Genomic DNA, 16064 nt, shown 5'->3' with positions numbered 1-16064 from the left:
CTCATGACGACGGCCACCGCGTTCGTTCTGACGCTGTTGGTGCTCGCCTACGCGGTCGTCTCGGGTCTGGTCAAGCAGTGGTACCTGGCGCCCGCGCTGATCTTCGTGCTGTGCGGAATGGCGTTGGGGCCGTTCGGGTTCAACCTTCTCGAGGGTGGTCCGGACACCTCGACGTTCACGGTGCTGGCGCAGCTCGCGTTGACGGTGATCCTGTTCAACCAGGCTGCCGAGCTCGACCTGTCCGCGGTCGTCGGTCGCCGCAAGGTCACCTTCCGTCTGCTGGTGATCGGCATCCCGCTGGCCATCGCGCTCGGCGTCGGGACCGCGGTGCTGCTGTTCCCGGTGATGCCGACGTGGGAGGCGGTGTGTCTGGCCGCGATCGTCGCGCCGACCGAGGTTGCGCTGATCGACGCGCTCCTGGAGAACGACAGCGTTCCCGAGCGGATCCGCCACGCCCTGTCGACCGAGAGCGGGTTCTACGACGGCTTCGCCCTCGCGGCCCTTCTGGCGGCGGTGGCGTTCGCCTCGGAGCGAACCGACTCCGACGTGCACTGGGGGTACTTCCTGGTGCGCACCGAACTGGTGTCGGTGGCCGTCGGCCTGGCCATCGGGGCTGCCGGCGGTTGGGTGATTGGCAGGTCGCGACGACGCGGCTGGATGAGCGACATCTGGGCGCAGCTCGCCACGCTGGCCGTCGCGCTGGTGTGCTTCCAGGTCGGCGAGATACTGCACGGCAGCGGCTTCGTCGCGGCCTTCGCCGGGGGTCTGGCCTTCGCCCATGCGGCGCGCCGCGCGGGCTCGCGGCCCGAGACGCACGTGTCCGACGCCGCCGGCCAGCTGCTCGAGCTGACCGTCTTCGCGTTGTTCGGCGGCTACGCGGTGATCGTGGGGTGGCGCGACGTCAGCTGGCGCGTCGTGGTGTTCGCGATCGTCGCACTGTTCGGCGTACGCCTCGTCGCGGTGTGCCTGGCACTGCTGCGCAGTGACGTGCCGGTGCGCGAGCGGGTGTTCATCGGCTGGTTCGGCCCGCGCGGCATCGGCACGTTGGTGCTGGGCCTACTCGTGCTGGAACGCGGCAGCATCGAGCAGGAGTCGCTGATCATCCAGGTGGTCGCGGTGACCGTGTCACTGAGCCTGGTGTTGCACAGCCTGTCGGCGTGGCCGGGGATCAGGTGGCTGAGCTCGACCCCGGCGCGCGCGGCGACCTAGTCGCCGTCCTTCACCTTCGCCATCTTCAGCACGTCGAGGCGCTTGTCCAGCTCCTCTTCGGACAGCTTGTCGCCGATCAGGCCACGGTCGACGACGGTCTGCCGAATCGTCTTGCGCTCCTTGAGGGCTTCCTTGGCGACCTTCGCGGCCTCCTCGTAGCCGATCGCCGAGTTGAGCGGCGTGACGATCGACGGCGACGACTCGGCGAGCTCACGGAGGTGCTGCTCGTTGGCGACCAGGCCGTCGATGCACCGCTCGGCGAACAGCTTCGAGACGTTGGACAGCAGCGTGAAGGACTCGAGCACGTTGCGCGCCATCATCGGGATGTAGACGTTGAGTTCGAAGGCGCCCGACAGGCCGCCGACGGTGACCGCGGCGTCGTTGCCGATCACCTGGGCGGCCACCTGCGTAACGGCTTCGGGGAGAACGGGATTGACCTTGCCCGGCATGATCGAGCTGCCCGGCTGGAGGTCGGGCAGCTGAAGCTCGCCAAGGCCGGTGAGCGGTCCGGAGCCCATCCACCGGACGTCGTTGGCGATCTTGGTCAGCGACACGGCGATGGTCTTCAACGCGCCGGACGCCTCGACGAGTCCGTCGCGGGCGGCCTGCGCCTCGAACGAGTCGACGGCCGTGCGCAATTCGGCGATCCCGGTCTGGTCGACCAGCACGTCGACGACCTTGGCGCCGAAGCCGTCGGGCGCGTTGAGGCCGGTGCCGACGGCGGTGCCGCCGATGGCCAGTTCGCCGAGGCGGGGGAGCGTGGCCTTGACCCGTTCGATGCCGGCCTCGATCTGGCGGGCGTAGCCGCCGAACTCCTGGCCCAGGGTCACCGGGACGGCGTCCATCAGGTGCGTGCGGCCGGACTTGACCACGGTGCGCCACTGCCTGGCCTTGTTGCCGAGTGACTCGTGCAGCACCTCGAGTGCCGGAATGAGGTGCCGGACAGCGGCTTCCGTGGCGGCGATGTGCGTCGCGGTGGGGAACGTGTCGTTGGAGCTCTGCGACATGTTGACGTGGTCGTTGGGGTGGACCTCGACGCCGTTGGCCTTCGCGATCGAGGCGATCACCTCGTTGGCGTTCATGTTGGAACTGGTGCCCGACCCGGTCTGGAAGACGTCGATGGGGAACTGGTCGTCGTGCTTGCCGTCGGCGATCTCGGCGGCCGCGGCGATGATGGCGTCGGCCTTCTCGGCGTCGAGCAGACCGAGGTCCTTGTTCACCTGGGCGCAGGCGCCCTTCAGCAGGCCGAGGGCGCGGATCTGGGTGCGCTCCAGGGGCCGGAACGAGATCGGGAAGTTCTCCACCGCGCGTTGCGTCTGAGCGCGCCACAGGGCGCTCTTCGGCACCCGGACTTCACCCATGGTGTCGTGCTCGATGCGGTACTCGGTCTCGACTGCGCTGTCGGAGGACATCTGCTCCCTGTTTCGTTGGTGGTGTGGGGGATGAAAACTGTGCTACGGCAACGGATATGCGGCGGAGGTATCGCCGGTGAAGTCGACCGCGGAGTATTCGTTGAGCTTGGAGAGGCGGTGGTAGGCCTCGATCATGCGGACGGTGCCGGACTTGGAGCGCATCACGATCGACTGCGTGGTGCAGCCACCGCCGAAGTAGCGGACGCCCTGGAGCAGATCGCCGTCGGTCACGCCGGTGGCGGAGAAGAACACGTTCTCCCCGGACACCAGGTCCTCGGTGTGCAGCACGCGGTCGAGGTCGTGGCCCGCGTCGATCGCCTTCTGTCGTTCGGCGTCGTCGGTGGGGGCGAGGACGGCCTGGATGGCGCCGCCCATGCAGCGGATGGCGGCGGCGGTGATGATGCCCTCGGGGGTGCCGCCGATGCCTGCCAGCATGTCGGTGCCCGAACCGGGGCGACAGGCCGCGATGGCACCCGCCACGTCACCGTCGGAGATCAGCCGGATGCGGGCGCCCGCCTCGCGGACGTCGGCCATCAGCTGGCTGTGCCGGGGTCGGTCGAGCACGCACACCGTGATGTCGGCGACCGAGGACTTGCGGACCTTCGCGACGCGGCGAATGTTCTCGCCGATCGGTGCGGTGATGTCGAGGACGTCGACGGCGTCCGGGCCGACGGCGATCTTGTTCATGTAGAACACCGCCGACGGGTCGAACATGGCGCCGCGTTCGGCCACCGCGAGCACCGAGATGGCGTTGGGCATGCCCTTGGCCATCAGCGTGGTGCCGTCGACCGGGTCGACGGCGAAGTCGCAGTCCGGACCGTCGCCGTTGCCGACCTCTTCGCCGTTGTAGAGCATCGGGGCGTTGTCCTTCTCGCCCTCGCCGATGACGACGACGCCGCGCATGGACACCGAGTTGACCAGCTCACGCATGGCGTCGACGGCGGCTCCGTCGCCGCCCTCCTTGTCGCCGCGGCCGACCCAGCGACCCGCGGCCATCGCGCCTGCCTCCGTGACCCGCACCAACTCCAGGGCGAGGTTGCGATCCGGGGCCTCGCGTCGCGATCGCGACGAGCCGCTTGCGGAAGGAGCATCAGGCGCAGTCATGTGCAGATTCTCCCATTAGCGATTCACGGTTGGGGAGCTGGGATACTGGCGGAGTGACCACACCCCAGGCGGCTCCGGAACCAAAGCCGGCCAAGTCGCGGCTCCTGCAGGACGGCCGCGACATGTTCTGGTCGATGGCGCCGCTGGTCCTGGTCTGCATCCTGCTGGCGGGGGTGCTGGGAATGTGCTCCTTTGCGCCGAACGGGCCTGGTCAGGGTCCTGTGATGCCGTATGACACCGCCGCGGCGATGAAGGCCGACGCGCAGACGCTGAAGATTCCGATCCGTTTGCCGCGGTTGCCCGACGGGTGGCACGCCAACTCCGGTTCGCGCGCCAGCATCGACGGGGGCCGCAGCGAGAACGGACGTCCGGCGCGGGCGGTCATCTCCCGGACCGGTTTCCTGGCCCCGACGGGGATGTTCATCAGCCTGATTCAGAGCGACGCCGACGAGCCGAGCCTCGTCAGGTGGATCGACGCCGACGTGGTGCCCACGGGAACCCAGGACGTCGACGGCGTGCGCTGGATCGTCTACGAGGGCGGCGACGACTCCCGCCCGGTGTGGACGACCCGCCTCGCGGGTCCGACGGGCCCGGCGCAGATTGCGGTAACCGGACCGGCGGGTACCGCCGAGTACCGTACGCTGGCGGCGGCCACGCAGTCGCAGCCTCCGCTGCCCGTCGTCTAGGAGAACAAATGCCCGGACCGGAATCAGACCTCACCGGATGGGCCGTCGCGCCCTTCACCGCCGAGGGCTACACCTACGACGTCTACCGCAAGGGCGAGGGCCCCGGCGTCGTGCTGATCCCGGAGATGCCCGGCATCCACCCAGGGGTGCTGGCGTTGGGAAACCACCTGGTGGACAACGGCTTCACCGTGGCGTGTCCCTCGCTATACGGCACGCCGGGAGCCAAGGGCATCCGGCCGGGTGCGGTTCCGGTGATGCTGCGCGGGTGCGTGGCCAAGGAGTTCGCGGCCTTCGCGACCAACGCCGACCGGCCCGTCGCCCACTACCTGCGGGCGTTGGCCCGTGACCTCAACGAGCGGACGCCGGGCAAGGGCGTCGGCGTCATCGGAGAGTGCTGGAGCGGAGGGTTCGCCCTGGCGGCCGCGGTGGACGACAGCGTGCTGGCGCCCGTGCTGAGCCAGCCGTCACTGCCGATCGGGCTGACCGCCAAGCACAAGGCCGATCCGGGTCTTTCGGAGGCAGAGCTGAAGGTCGTCGAACGTCGGGTCGCCGAGGACGGCCTGTGCGCGCTGGGGCTGCGGTTCAGCGAGGACCCGTTGTCGCCCGCCGCGCGCTTCACCACGCTGAAGGCCCGGCTCGGGGACGCCTTCGAGGTGATCGAGATCAATTCGAAGAAGGGCAACGAGCACGGGTTCGGGAAGATGGCCCACTCCGTGCTGACGCTCGAGGTTCGCGAGGTGGAGGGTCACCCGGCCTACGAGGCCCGCAAGAGGGTCGTCGACTTCCTCACGTCTCGGCTGGCTGCGGAGTAGCCACGGCCTGGGCCTCGCGCCGTTTGCGGTCGCGGTGGCCCCACATGCGCGTGCGCGCCTTGTCGACCAGTCGGGCGACGGGCCCCGGTCCCTTGTCCTCGTCGTCGTCGGGGTCGTCGATCGGCACGCCCTTGAACACCGCGAGGTAGACGCTCACGGTGGTGACGATGACGATCATCAGCACCGGACCGATGACGATGCCCATGAAGCCGAACATCGTGATGCCGGCGAAGACGGCCAGCAGCATGAGCGCGGAGTCCAGGCGGGCCGCCCGCGGGATGAGGATCGGCCGCAGCACGTTGTCGATGTTGGTCACGACGATCAGGTGCCAGGCGATGACGAAGAGCCCACCGAAGACGTTGCCGAACAACATCATTCCGACGCCGAACGGGATGCTCACGATGCCGCCGCCGAGCGGGATCACCGACAGCGCGGTGAGCAGGATCGCGAAGATGAAGAAACCGTCGTGGAAGCCGGCGAGGTAGATCGACACCGCGCCCGCCAACCCCTGGGCCAGCGCGATGACGAACTGGCCGAACACCGCGCCGCGCACCATCGCGCCCATCTTCTCGAGATAGAGATCGGTGACGTCCTCGCCGAGCGGGTTGAGCTTGCGGATCAGCGTTTGCACGCGTTCGCGATTGGAGAGCAGCGAGATGAACACGTAGATGAACAGGACGGCCGCGGTGAGCCCTCCGGCGAGTCCACCCACGGCGCCCTCCAGCGCGCCAAGCGCGTATTGGCCTGCGCTCTGGGCGAAGCTGCTCATCTTCTCCTGCAGCAGTTGCGGCGTCACCTGCACGTCGCCGAGGAACGGGATCTTGTCGACGGCGTCGTTGGTCCACTTGAGCGCGTGGTCGCCGAGGGAGTTGAGGTCGGTCCGCGACACCCAGTCCGACACGCTGCGCACCATGGCGCTGATCTGCACGACGGCCAGCAGGATCAGCAGGCCCACCGGGATGATCACCGCGAAGATCGCCGCCAACAACGTGAACGTCACCGACAGCCCGCGGCTGAACCGGGTGAGGAACCAGTTGAACAGCGGGTTGAAGAGGTAGGCGGCGACCGCGGCCACGACGACGAGCACGAAGTAGCCGCGAAGGAAGTACGCGCCGAAGGCCAGGGCGACGACGACCGCGACGGCCAGCGCGCGCTTCTGGGTTTCGGTGAACTCCGTCGTCATGGCCACGGCGACGAGCCTACGGCGCTCCCAGTTTCGTCAGGTGGCCCAGGATGTCGGGATAACGCTTCAGGTGTGCGCCACCGTTGAGGTCCAGCACCTCGCCGGTGAGCCACGCCGCCTTGGTCAGGTACAGGACGGCCTCGGCGACGTCCTCCGGCGTGCCCGACCGGCCCAGCGGCGTGTTCTCGACGTACTCCTCGACGACGCCGGGCACCAGGGCGGCGCCCTCGGTGAGCGGGGTGAGCACGAATCCCGGTGCGACGGCGTTGACCCGGATGCCGCGCGGTGCGAGTTCGAGCGCGGCGACCTGCGTCAGCATCGACAGGCCGGCCTTCGCCGAGCAGTAGGCGCTCATGCCGATGGCGGGCTGGCGGGCGTTGAGCGAGGAGATCAACACCAGCGATCCGCCGTCCACCAAGTGGCGGCCCGCGTACTTGGCGACGATGAAGGCCCCGGTCAGGCACACGTCGACGACCGAGCGGAACTGCTCGACCGGAAGGTCGACGATGGGGCCGAAGGTGGAGAAGCCTGCGCAGCTGACGACCGCATCGCACGCGCCGATGGTCTCGAAAAGCGTTGCGACGGAGGACTCGTCGGCGACGTCGACGACTTCCCCGCGGTGTGGATCGCCCAGTTCGGTCGCCCGCGCGGTGGCGGCGTCGCCGTTGAGGTCGGCGACGACGACCCGGTACCCGTCGGCGGCCAGTGCCCGGGCCGACGCCCAGCCGATGCCCGAGGCCCCTCCGACGACGACGGCCGTTCTCACGCGACGACCCCGTCCGGCCGAGGGTCGGCCCACTTCTTGGCGATCGCGCCCCACGGGTCGGCGTACGGCTCGGTGCGGCCGTGATACGCCGCGCGGCGAGTGAAGATCGCCTTGGTCAGCGGTGCGGCGACGCGCAGCAGGTGACGGGTGGCGCCGGCTTTGTTGGCGGTCTCGATGAGCATCTCCGGCCACGAATGGTGTTGGTACTTGAGCACTTCCTGCGCGCGAGTGGTGTCCATCCAGTCGGTGTTGAACCAGTCGGCGTCGCTGGCCGGGTCGCCCTTCAGGCCGGTCGGCAGCCCGCCGACCAGACCCATCGCCGCGGCCATTGCGGGTGCGACGTCACCCTGGACCAGGCGGTGGGTGTCGTCGCCCCCGACGAGCAGCGTCTCGCCGACCGCGTCGGCGGTGGTGGCCGCCGCGAAGGCGCGAGCCACGTCGCGCACGTCGACGGTCTGGATCCGGCCGTCGACGGGCAGCACGCCCTCGAAGTACAGGTTGTCCATCTTCATGTAAGCCGCGGGGTCGACGGTCAGCACCCCGCCGAGGCGCAGGATCACCCAGTCCAGCGTCGACGCCCGGACCAGCGCCTCGGCCGCGACCTTGTGTGCGCCGTAGACGTCGGCCGGGTCGAGTGGGGTGTCCGCGGTCAACGGGTCGGGGTGGGTGTACGGGTTGCGTGCCCCGTAGACCGCGATGCTGGACGCCAGGACGAACCGCGGCGGGCGGGGCTGCTTCTCCGCGGCCGCCAGCAGGGAGCGCGTCGCTCCGACGTTCACCTTCTCGGCGAGCGCCTTCCTCGTGTAGATGAACGGCGGGATGATCGCGGCGAGGTGGACGATCGCCGCCGGTGCGACGGCCGCGAGCAGCGCGTCCACCGCGGCGGGGTCGGTCAGGTCGGCGTACTGCACCTCGACACCCGGCGGAAGCTTGTCGGCGGCCTTGCGGTTGGCCGCGACGTCGAGGTCGGTGGCCACCACCCGACGGCCGTCGGCGGCGAGCCGCTTCACCGTCGAGGATCCCACCAGCCCGAAGGCTCCCGTCACCAGTACGGCGTCCGTCATGCAACTCCCTCGTCGACTAGAACGTGTTGCAGGCATCATTGCCTAGACGGGCGCGGTTCACCAGGGTTGGGCTCTCGGGTGACGTCACGGCGTCCGAATGCAGCGGAACCCGATGTGGCTCATCCCGGTGTCGACCATCTGGGGGCGGCGCGCCGCGGGACGGTACCGCAGGCAGTAGCCGTCCGCGCACAGGAACGACCCTCCCTTCACGACCTTGCGCCCCCGGGCGAACTGTGGCTGGGCCGGATCGTAACTGTCTGCGGCGCAGCAGGATTCGACGTCGGTGGTGTCCGACCACCAGTCGGCTGTCCACTCCCAGGCGTTGCCCGCCATGTCGAAGAGGCCGTACCCGTTGGGCGCGAAGCTGCCGACGGCGAGGGTGGTGCCGTAGCCGGTGTCGGGCAGGTAGGGGAATTCACCGTGCCAGTAGTTGGCGAGTCGCTGGCCGGGCCGTTCCGGCTCGTCACCCCAGGTGTAGGTCGCGCCGTCCAGTCCGCCGCGGGCGGCGACCTCCCACTGCGCCTCGGTCGGCAGGCTGAGGTGTGCCCAGTCGGCGTACGCCGCGGCGTCCTCGAAGGCGACGTGGACGACGGGATGCCGCTCGCGGCCCCGCGTCGTCGACCGCGGTCCGCGGGGGTGGTTCCAGCAGGCGCCCGGCGTCCAGGTCCACCACTGGCTCAGATGGCGCAGGTCGACCGGTCCCGGGGTGCGGTGAAAGACCATCGACCCGGGGTGCAGGTTCTCTGGTGGGGCGCCCGGGTAGTCGTCCGGGTCGAGGGGCCGTTCCGCCACGGTGCGGTAGCCGGTGGCGTCGACGAACGCCGCGAAGTCGGCGTTGGTCACCTGATGGGTGTGCATCCAGAAGCCGCCGACCGTGACGTCGCGGACGGGCGCCTCCTCGGCGTAGTGCGCGTCGGAGCCGAGCGTGGCGGTCTGTGGCGGGATCCACGCGAAGCCGTCGCCACCCGTCATCGGGTGTGCTGTGGGGTCGGTCATTCGCTCACTTTCGCGATCTGTGCGCACACGCGACGGTCAGCGGGAGCCAAAGACCTTCGCCCAGTCCTCGCGCATGCTCACCACGGTCCAGCCGCCCTTCTCGGCGTCCGCCAGCGCCCGCTCCGCGCCGGTGACGTAGGCGAATTCGCGGTCGGCGTCGTCGTGCCGGACGAGCAGCTTCAGACCGTGGGTGAACTCCAGCATCTCGACGTCGCCGTTGGAGTTTCCCGCAGCAAGGATCGGCCGCCGACCGATGCGGTCCCACAGCCGCGCGGGCTTGACGGGCCCGTCGTCCAAGAACTCCGGAGTGGACGTCGTGTAGAGGTGTCCCTCGCGATAGACGAGGCCCACCGAACTGCCGACCACCCGTTCGGGCGGAATCCCGTAGAGCCGCCACGTGATCGGACGCATGAAGTCGCGTCCGCCGCCGGAGACGACGTAGTTGGTGAAACCGTGGGACTCCAGGTAGCGCAACAACTCGACCATTGGGACGTAGCCACATTCGGTGTACGGCCGATCCAGCGTCGGGTGCTTCGCGTCGGCGAAGAACGTCGTCACCCGCGCTGCCAGCTCGTCGACGGTGATGTCGTGTTGGGAGTCGAGTACTGCTGCCACGAGCGGTTTCAGGTCTGAGTCGTCACCCTGGTAGTGCTTGGTGACGGCATTGTCCAACCACGTCAGGTCACCGGTGTAGGCCGCCCGGTAGGGCTGCTCGCCCCGCAGCGACGGGTCGGCTTCGGCCTGTTCGGCGAACCTGCGCAGCAGGAAGTCGAGTTGGACGTACATCGGCTTTTCACACCACAGGGTGCCGTCGTTGTCGAACACCGCGACTCGTTCCTCGGGAGGGAGGTCGGTGGCCGTACCCTCCACGAAGTCGACGATCGCCGACTTCGTGGCCCCATCCTTCCAGGACTCCAGCATCTAGTCGGCGGCCAGGAATTCGTCGAGCTTCTTCACGATCTGGTCGATGCTGAAGCTGGCCGGCGGGTGCCGAGGTGGAAACTCCTTGAACGTGTCGAGGAACATCGACGCCATCGCGGTGGCGTAGAGGACGAAGAAGTCGCGGCGCAGGAACCACTCGTAGTAGGTGTTCGACGTGATGTCGGCGTATTCGAAAGGATCGGTGCGCAGGTTGAACAGCTTGGGCACCCGCAGTTCGGTGAACGGCTCGGACCAGGTCCGCAGCGTGCCCTGTGCTCGTTGCTCGGCGAACACGATCTTCCAGTTCTCGAAACGCATGCCCACCATCTGCGCGTCGTCGTTGAAGTAGAAGAAGCCGCGGCGCGGACTGCTCTCGACCTCGCCCATCAAATACGGCAACAGGTTGAAGCCGTCGATGTGCACCTTGTATTCGGTGTCGCCGTCTCGGCCGGCCGCGTGACCCTTCTTCAACTTCTCGCTGACGTCGGGGTCACCGGCCGCAGCGAGCAGCGTCGGCAGCCAGTCATGGTGCTGGACGATGTCGTTGGAGATGCTGCCCGCCTTGATCCTTCCGGGCCAGCGGATCAACTCGGGCACCCGGTAGGCACCCTCCCAGTTGGTGTTCTTCTCGCTGCGGAACGGGGTGGTGCCGGCATCTGGCCAGCTGTTGCGGTGGGGACCGTTGTCCGTGGAGTAGATGACGATGGTGTCGTCGGCGATTCCGAGGTCGTCGAGAGCGTCGAGCACCGTGCCCACGTTCTTGTCGTGGTCGATCATCGCGTCGTGGTACTCGGACTGCCACATCCCGGCTTGGCCCTTGCTGCCCGGCTTCAGGTGGGTGTAGAGGTGCATGTGGGTGAAGTTGCACCAGACGAAGAACGGGGTGTCCGCTTCGTGCTGCCGAGTGATGTACTCGACGGTGCGGTCGGCGATGTCGTCGTCGATGGTCTCCATGCGCTTGGCGGTCAACGGGCCGGTGTCGGTGATGGTCTGCTTGCCGACGGGTCCGAACTTCTCGTCGTCGGGCTCGGTGGAATCCTCGGACAGGGCCTTGCAGTCCAGGACGCCGCGCGGCAGCGCCAACTCGTAGAGCCGCGGGAACATGTCCTTGTGCGGGTAGTCGAACTGCTCGGGTTCCTCTTCGGCGTTGAGGTGGTAGAGGTTGCCGTAGAACTCGTCGAAGCCGTGCACCGTGGGCAGATACTTGTTCAGGTCGCCGAAGTGGTTCTTGCCGAATTGTCCGCATCCATAGCCCAGCGGTTTGAGCAGTTCGGCGATGGTGGGATCCTCGGCGGCCCAACCGATGTCGACGCCGGGGACGCCGACCTTGCTCATTCCGGTGCGGTACACGCTTTGGCCGCTGATGAAGGCCGCCCGGCCCGCGGTGCAGCTTTGTTCGCCGTAGGAATCGGTGAAGCGCATGCCCTCGGTGGCGATGCGGTCGATGTTGGGCGTCCGGTAGCCCATCATGCCGTCGCTGTAGCAACTCAGGTTCGAGATGCCGATGTCGTCACCCCAGATGACCAGGATGTTGGGTTTGCCGCCGGGCATGATGAGCTCCCTCGCTCGAGTCGGACCGTGCGAGAGCAACGCTAGGCGGGCAGGGGTGCCCTGTCAGGGCTTGCGCCAAAGATTCACGCAGGAGCGGGGACGGGGGAGCCCGCATCCTTGAGCTTGGCGTACAGGTCGACGTAGTACGGCAGGCAGTCGGCCATGGCTGCCTCGGTGGTGTACAGCGGGCGGTACCCCAGGTCGCGCTCGGCCTTGGCCGTGGAGAAGTAGTTGTCGAGGTAAACGCGCTCCACGGCAAGGGGTTCCAGCAGCGGGCGGGGGAGTCCGAAGCGGAAGTGCAGCCACTGCCATGCCGACATGACCGCGTGGACCAGCCGTCCGGACACCCGCAATCGGGGCCAGCGGTGACCGCACGCCTCGATCACGGGTCGGGAGAACTCGAACATGTTGACGGGTTCGCCGTCGTTGACGAAGTAGGCCTGCCCAGGTGCCGAACCGCCGGGCACCAGATGCTCTGCGGCCAGGATGAAACCGTGAATCAGATTGTGCACGTAGGAGTTGTCGAGCTTGACGTCCTTGCTGCCGACGAGCACCTTGACGTGACCGGCCAGCACGCTCTCGAACAGTTTGCGGAACATCGTCTGGTCGCCGCGGCCCCAGATGCCGCTGGGCCGGATGCTACAGGTGAGCATCCCGCCCTGGCCGCTCGCCGACAGCACGAACTTCTCGGCCACCACCTTGGTCTCGGTGTAAAGATCGGCGAATCGCGTTGTGTAGGGCAAGGTCTCGTCACCGTTGGTGATGGATTGTCCGCCCATCACGACGCTGTTCGACGCGGTGTAGACGAACCGCTTGACCCCTGCGGCCTGGGCGGCGTGCACCAGGTTCTTGGTGCCGCCGACGTTGACGGCGAAGCTGCGCTCGCGGGCCGGGGCCGATCCGCCACCCATCAGGTCGATGATCGCGGCGGTGTGGATGACCGTGTCGACGCCCTCGACGGCACGGGCGACGTCGTCTGCGTCGGTGATGTCTCCGACGACGGTCTCGAGCCGGTCGCGTGGGGGGAGGGGGGACGGCGCGCGGTCGAAGGAGCGTACGGCGTGGCCGCGGTCGAGTAACTCGGTGACGAGGTTGGTCCCGACGAAACCGGAGCCGCCGGTCACCAGCACGCGGCCGAGGTCAGTGGTCAGCGTTGAGTCGCCCATGTGGCGAGAGTAACTGAAACGTGTTCCAGTTTCGACCCCAGTTGGGTCAGGGGGCCGTGCGGTCAGGCGTCGGCGTCATCCCTGGAGGCCAACGCGCGCTCGACCTTCTCCCGCGCTCCGGCGAGGTGCTCTTCGCACCGTTTGGCCAGCTCCTCGCCTCTTTCCCACAGCTTGAGCGACGCGTCGAGGTCGAGTCCGCCCTCCTCGAGCTGGCGCACCACCTCGATGAGTTCGTCGCGGGACTGTTCGTATCCGAGTTGACTAATGGGCTTCATCTGATCCCTCGCTCACCGTTGTTATCGCGCCGTCTGCGACGCGGATCCGAAGCCGGGTGCCCGCCGGCGCATCCGTCGTCGACCGCAGGATCGACATCGAGTCCGACGCGATCTGCACCACCGCGTAGCCGCGCGCCAGGGTGGCCGCCGGTCCCAGGGTGGCCAGCCGCGCCGACAGGTGGGCGACACTGCGGGATTCCGTCTCGATCAGCCTCGTGACGTCGCGGCGGGCCGTCGCCCTGGCGCGGTGGACTTCCTCGACGCGAGCGGTCAGCGCGGCCAGGGGCTGGGCCAGCACCGGACGGCTGCGCAACTGCTCCAACGTCCGTTGTTCGCGGTGCACCCAGCTGCGCAGGGCCCTGGCGCATCGCTCGCGGAGATCGGCGACGCGCGCCTGCTCGGCCGCGGCGTCGGGGACCACTCGCTTGGCGGCGTCGGTGGGCGTGGCGGCGCGGACGTCGGCGACCAGGTCGCAGAGCGGATTGTCGGGCTCGTGGCCGATGGCGGTCACCACCGGCGTCGTGCACTTGGCGATCTCGCGGCACAACGTCTCGTCGGAGAACGGCAGGAGGTCCTCGACGCTGCCGCCGCCGCGGGCGATCACGATGACGTCGACTGCCGCGTTGGCGTCGAGTTCCCGTAGGGCGTCGATGATCTGGGGCACTGCGCTGGGACCCTGAACGATGGTGTTCCGGACGGCGAAGCGCACGGCGGGCCAGCGGGCCTCGGCGACGGACACGACGTCCTTCTCGGCGGCCGACGCGCGGCCGGTGATCAGTCCGACGGTGTTGGGCAGGAACGGAATTGGTCGTTTGAGGCGAGGGTCGAACAGGCCCTCGGCGTCGAGCAGCTGGCGGAGCCGCTCGATGCGGGCCAGCAGCTCGCCGATGCCCACGGCGCGAATCTGGTTGACGCGCAACGAGAACGAGCCGCGGCCGACGAAGAAGTTGGGTCTGCCGTGCATGATCACCTGGGTGCCCTCGGTGAGCTTCACCGGTGCGTTGAAGACCAGGTCCCGCGGGCAGGTGATCTGCAGGGACATGTCGGCGGCCGGATCGCGCAGCGTGATGTAGGCCGTCGAGGAGTTGGGTCGAACGTTGAGCTGGGCGATCTGCCCCTCGACCCACACGGTGCCGAGGCGGTCGATCCAATCCTTGACCATCATCGCGACCGAGCGGACCGGCCACGGATTGTCGGCGGACTTGCCCTGAGCGGGTTCTGTCACGGTCGGGCGAGCGAAGCGACGGGGAAGATCACGACTTGGCGGACGCGCGGGTGATCCTGTTGGCGATCAGCGTCTGGAACGGCGCGCGCGCCTTGGTCGCCTCCTCGAAGGCCAGCAGCGCCTCGAGGTCGGGAACCTTCAGAGAGGGCAGCCGGGCCCGAAGCTGGGCCAGCGTCAGCGATTCGTAGTCCAACTCGGCGACCACGCCGGGGGCCGGTGCCGGGGCCTCGTCGACCGTGGGTGCGGGTTCGGGGGCGTCGCGGGACTCGGGTTCTCCGGTGCTGTACAGAGCGAACCGGCCCTCGGTCAGCCGTTCGCCGTTGCGCGGGGTGTCGCCACCGCTTTCGTCGGAGCCGTCGTCGGACTCGTCGTCGTCCTCGTCGAAGGTGGCCCATTCGGGCTGCTCGTCCTTGGGCGGAAACAGATGGTCCAGGGTCTCGTCGCCCCGGTTCACCAGATCGGCGACGTCCTGCTGCATCTTCATGACCAATTGCGCGAACTGGCTGACGATGGTCATCGGGTAGGTGATGACGGTCTGCGGCAGTCTGCGAGTTTCCTCCAGCGCGGTCACCGCGGCGCCGACCAGCAGACGGACTCCATAGGGGGCAGTAGCCATGAGTGCAAGAGTACGGGCGAGTCCACAGGTGGTGCTGGTAGGCCGACGGTAAGTACCCTGGACCCCATGCCGGAGACGATCAACATGGGTATGCCGGGCGCGACCCTTTCCGTCGTCGCGCCGGTGGAGGGCAAGCGCGTACTGCTCGCCGAGCCGCGCGGATACTGCGCAGGCGTCGACCGCGCGGTCGAGACCGTCGAGCGTGCGCTGGAGAAACACGGCGCCCCGGTCTACGTCCGCCACGAGATCGTCCACAACCGCTACGTGGTGGAGACCCTGGCCAAGGCCGGTGCGGTGTTCGTCGAGCGCACCGACGAGGTGCCCGAGGGGTCCATCGTGGTGTTCTCGGCCCACGGCGTCGCACCGACGGTGCACGTCGAGGCCGCCGAGCGGAACCTGACCACCATCGACGCCACCTGCCCGCTGGTCACCAAGGTGCACAACGAGGCCAAGCGGTTCGCCCGCGACGACTACGACATCCTGCTCGTCGGTCACGAGGGCCACGAAGAGGTCGTCGGCACCGCCGGCGAGGCGCCCGACCACGTTCAGCTGGTCGACGGCCCCGAATCCGTGGACGGGGTCACCGTCCGCGACGAGAACAAGGTCATCTGGCTGTCGCAGACCACGCTGAGCGTCGACGAGACCATGGCGACGGTGCAGCGGCTGCGTGAGCGATTCCCCAAGTTGCAGGATCCGCCCAGCGACGACATCTGCTACGCCACCCAGAACCGCCAGGTGGCGGTCAAGGTGATGGCGCCGGAGTGCGAGCTGGTCATCGTCGTCGGGTCGCGCAACTCGTCGAACTCGGTGCGGCTGGTCGAGGTGGCGCTCGGGGCGGGTGCGAACGCGTCCTACCTGGTGGACTACGCCGAGGACATCGACCCGGCCTGGCTCGACGGGGTGACCACGGTCGGCGTGACCTCCGGTGCTTCGGTGCCCGAGGTGCTGGTGCGCGGTGTGCTGGATCGCCTGGCCGAGTACGGCTACGGCACGGTGCAGCCGGTGACGACCGCCAACGAGACGCTGGTGTTCACGCTGCCGAAGGCGATCCGCGCCAAGCGCAACGTCTGACCCGCCG

The 16064-nt window shown here is 68.2% G+C and carries 16 protein-coding genes; 4 read left to right on the top strand and 12 right to left on the bottom strand.

Annotation, left to right across the window (positions count from 1 at the left end):
• Nucleotides 1-3 precede the first annotated feature (3 nt).
• Nucleotides 4-1209, top strand: coding sequence for a cation:proton antiporter domain-containing protein (locus H7J06_RS06080; RefSeq protein ID WP_264037766.1), 1206 nt, complete (start codon nt 4-6; stop codon nt 1207-1209).
• Here the strand turns inward: H7J06_RS06080 and H7J06_RS06075 are convergent.
• Together H7J06_RS06075 and glpX are read right to left on the bottom strand one after the other, a co-directional pair.
• Nucleotides 1206-2621 (bottom strand): class II fumarate hydratase, encoded by a 1416-nt coding sequence (locus tag H7J06_RS06075; RefSeq protein ID WP_264037764.1) that lies wholly within the window; start codon nt 2619-2621, stop codon nt 1206-1208. The two genes, H7J06_RS06080 and H7J06_RS06075, sit on opposite strands and share 4 nt — an antisense overlap.
• A 42-nt stretch (nt 2622-2663) precedes the next feature.
• Nucleotides 2664-3725 carry a class II fructose-bisphosphatase gene (gene glpX, locus H7J06_RS06070; protein WP_264037763.1) on the bottom strand — a complete coding sequence of 354 codons (1062 nt, stop codon included), beginning with the start codon at nt 3723-3725 and terminating at the stop codon, nt 2664-2666.
• Between the two features lie 53 nt (nt 3726-3778).
• Here glpX and H7J06_RS06065 point away from each other — a divergent pair, with 53 nt between their 5' ends.
• Together H7J06_RS06065 and H7J06_RS06060 are read left to right on the top strand one after the other, a co-directional pair.
• On the top strand, nt 3779-4411 hold the full coding sequence (locus H7J06_RS06065) for a DUF4245 domain-containing protein (protein ID WP_264037762.1): 633 nt from the start codon (nt 3779-3781) through the stop codon (nt 4409-4411).
• An 8-nt stretch (nt 4412-4419) separates the two neighbouring features.
• A complete protein-coding gene (locus tag H7J06_RS06060; protein ID WP_264037761.1) occupies nt 4420-5223 on the top strand; it encodes a dienelactone hydrolase family protein in 804 nt (267 codons plus the stop codon).
• Here the strand turns inward: H7J06_RS06060 and H7J06_RS06055 are convergent.
• The 10 genes from H7J06_RS06055 to H7J06_RS06010 form a co-directional block, all read right to left on the bottom strand.
• On the bottom strand, nt 5198-6406 hold the full coding sequence (locus H7J06_RS06055) for an AI-2E family transporter (RefSeq protein WP_264037849.1): 1209 nt from the start codon (nt 6404-6406) through the stop codon (nt 5198-5200). The two genes, H7J06_RS06060 and H7J06_RS06055, sit on opposite strands and share 26 nt — an antisense overlap.
• A 16-nt stretch (nt 6407-6422) precedes the next feature.
• A complete protein-coding gene (locus H7J06_RS06050) occupies nt 6423-7172 on the bottom strand; it encodes an SDR family NAD(P)-dependent oxidoreductase (protein WP_264037760.1) in 750 nt (249 codons plus the stop codon).
• Nucleotides 7169-8236, bottom strand: coding sequence for an NAD-dependent epimerase/dehydratase family protein (locus H7J06_RS06045; RefSeq protein WP_264037759.1), 1068 nt, complete (start codon nt 8234-8236; stop codon nt 7169-7171). Before H7J06_RS06045 ends, H7J06_RS06050 begins: the two co-directional genes overlap by 4 nt.
• Nucleotides 8237-8320: 84 nt before the next feature.
• The gene (locus H7J06_RS06040; protein ID WP_372515244.1) at nt 8321-9232 is read right to left on the bottom strand and encodes a formylglycine-generating enzyme family protein; all 912 of its coding nucleotides are present in this window, start codon (nt 9230-9232) and stop codon (nt 8321-8323) included.
• Between the two features lie 36 nt (nt 9233-9268).
• Nucleotides 9269-10153: an HAD family hydrolase gene (locus tag H7J06_RS06035; protein WP_264037757.1), complete on the bottom strand. Its 885-nt coding sequence runs from the start codon at nt 10151-10153 to the stop codon at nt 9269-9271.
• Nucleotides 10154-11704 (bottom strand): arylsulfatase, encoded by a 1551-nt coding sequence (locus H7J06_RS06030; RefSeq protein ID WP_264037756.1) that lies wholly within the window; start codon nt 11702-11704, stop codon nt 10154-10156.
• 83 nt (nt 11705-11787) lie between these two features.
• Nucleotides 11788-12870 (bottom strand): 3-beta-hydroxysteroid dehydrogenase, encoded by a 1083-nt coding sequence (locus tag H7J06_RS06025; RefSeq protein WP_264037755.1) that lies wholly within the window; start codon nt 12868-12870, stop codon nt 11788-11790.
• 62 nt (nt 12871-12932) lie between these two features.
• Entirely contained in the window at nt 12933-13145 is a 213-nt protein-coding gene (locus H7J06_RS06020) for an exodeoxyribonuclease VII small subunit (protein WP_149482412.1), read from the bottom strand.
• Nucleotides 13132-14370 carry an exodeoxyribonuclease VII large subunit gene (xseA, locus tag H7J06_RS06015; RefSeq protein ID WP_264037754.1) on the bottom strand — a complete coding sequence of 413 codons (1239 nt, stop codon included), beginning with the start codon at nt 14368-14370 and terminating at the stop codon, nt 13132-13134. Before xseA ends, H7J06_RS06020 begins: the two co-directional genes overlap by 14 nt.
• Nucleotides 14371-14398: 28 nt before the next feature.
• The gene (locus H7J06_RS06010; protein ID WP_264037753.1) at nt 14399-14986 is read right to left on the bottom strand and encodes a lipid droplet-associated protein; all 588 of its coding nucleotides are present in this window, start codon (nt 14984-14986) and stop codon (nt 14399-14401) included.
• Between the two features lie 66 nt (nt 14987-15052).
• Between H7J06_RS06010 and H7J06_RS06005 the strand changes: the two genes are divergently transcribed.
• Nucleotides 15053-16057, top strand: a complete 1005-nt coding sequence (locus H7J06_RS06005; RefSeq protein ID WP_264037752.1) for a 4-hydroxy-3-methylbut-2-enyl diphosphate reductase — start codon at nt 15053-15055, stop codon at nt 16055-16057.
• Nucleotides 16058-16064 lie beyond the last annotated feature (7 nt).

Origin of the sequence: Mycolicibacterium hodleri (genome assembly GCF_025822245.1) — a bacterium.
GTDB classification, from domain to species: domain Bacteria; phylum Actinomycetota; class Actinomycetes; order Mycobacteriales; family Mycobacteriaceae; genus Mycobacterium; species Mycobacterium hodleri.
Note: the sequence above shows the minus strand (reverse complement) of the source record. Positions and strands in the feature narration are given on the sequence as shown.

Bases quoted from the DNA above. Each gene is read 5' to 3' on its own strand.
- H7J06_RS06055 (WP_264037849.1), bottom strand. From the start codon at position 6,406: ATGACGACGGAGTTCACCGAAACCCAGAAGCGCGCGCTGGCCGTCGCG.
- H7J06_RS06035 (WP_264037757.1), bottom strand. From the start codon at position 10,153: ATGCTGGAGTCCTGGAAGGATGGGGCCACGAAGTCGGCGATCGTCGAC.
- H7J06_RS06005 (WP_264037752.1), top strand. From the start codon at position 15,053: ATGCCGGAGACGATCAACATGGGTATGCCGGGCGCGACCCTTTCCGTC.
- H7J06_RS06075 (WP_264037764.1), bottom strand. From the start codon at position 2,621: ATGTCCTCCGACAGCGCAGTCGAGACCGAGTACCGCATCGAGCACGAC.
- H7J06_RS06030 (WP_264037756.1), bottom strand. From the start codon at position 11,704: ATGCCCGGCGGCAAACCCAACATCCTGGTCATCTGGGGTGACGACATC.
- H7J06_RS06020 (WP_149482412.1), bottom strand. From the start codon at position 13,145: ATGAAGCCCATTAGTCAACTCGGATACGAACAGTCCCGCGACGAACTC.
- H7J06_RS06060 (WP_264037761.1), top strand. From the start codon at position 4,420: ATGCCCGGACCGGAATCAGACCTCACCGGATGGGCCGTCGCGCCCTTC.
- H7J06_RS06045 (WP_264037759.1), bottom strand. From the start codon at position 8,236: ATGACGGACGCCGTACTGGTGACGGGAGCCTTCGGGCTGGTGGGATCC.
- H7J06_RS06010 (WP_264037753.1), bottom strand. From the start codon at position 14,986: ATGGCTACTGCCCCCTATGGAGTCCGTCTGCTGGTCGGCGCCGCGGTG.
- H7J06_RS06080 (WP_264037766.1), top strand. From the start codon at position 4: ATGACGACGGCCACCGCGTTCGTTCTGACGCTGTTGGTGCTCGCCTAC.
- H7J06_RS06025 (WP_264037755.1), bottom strand. From the start codon at position 12,870: ATGGGCGACTCAACGCTGACCACTGACCTCGGCCGCGTGCTGGTGACC.
- H7J06_RS06040 (WP_372515244.1), bottom strand. From the start codon at position 9,232: ATGACCGACCCCACAGCACACCCGATGACGGGTGGCGACGGCTTCGCG.
- glpX (WP_264037763.1), bottom strand. From the start codon at position 3,725: ATGACTGCGCCTGATGCTCCTTCCGCAAGCGGCTCGTCGCGATCGCGA.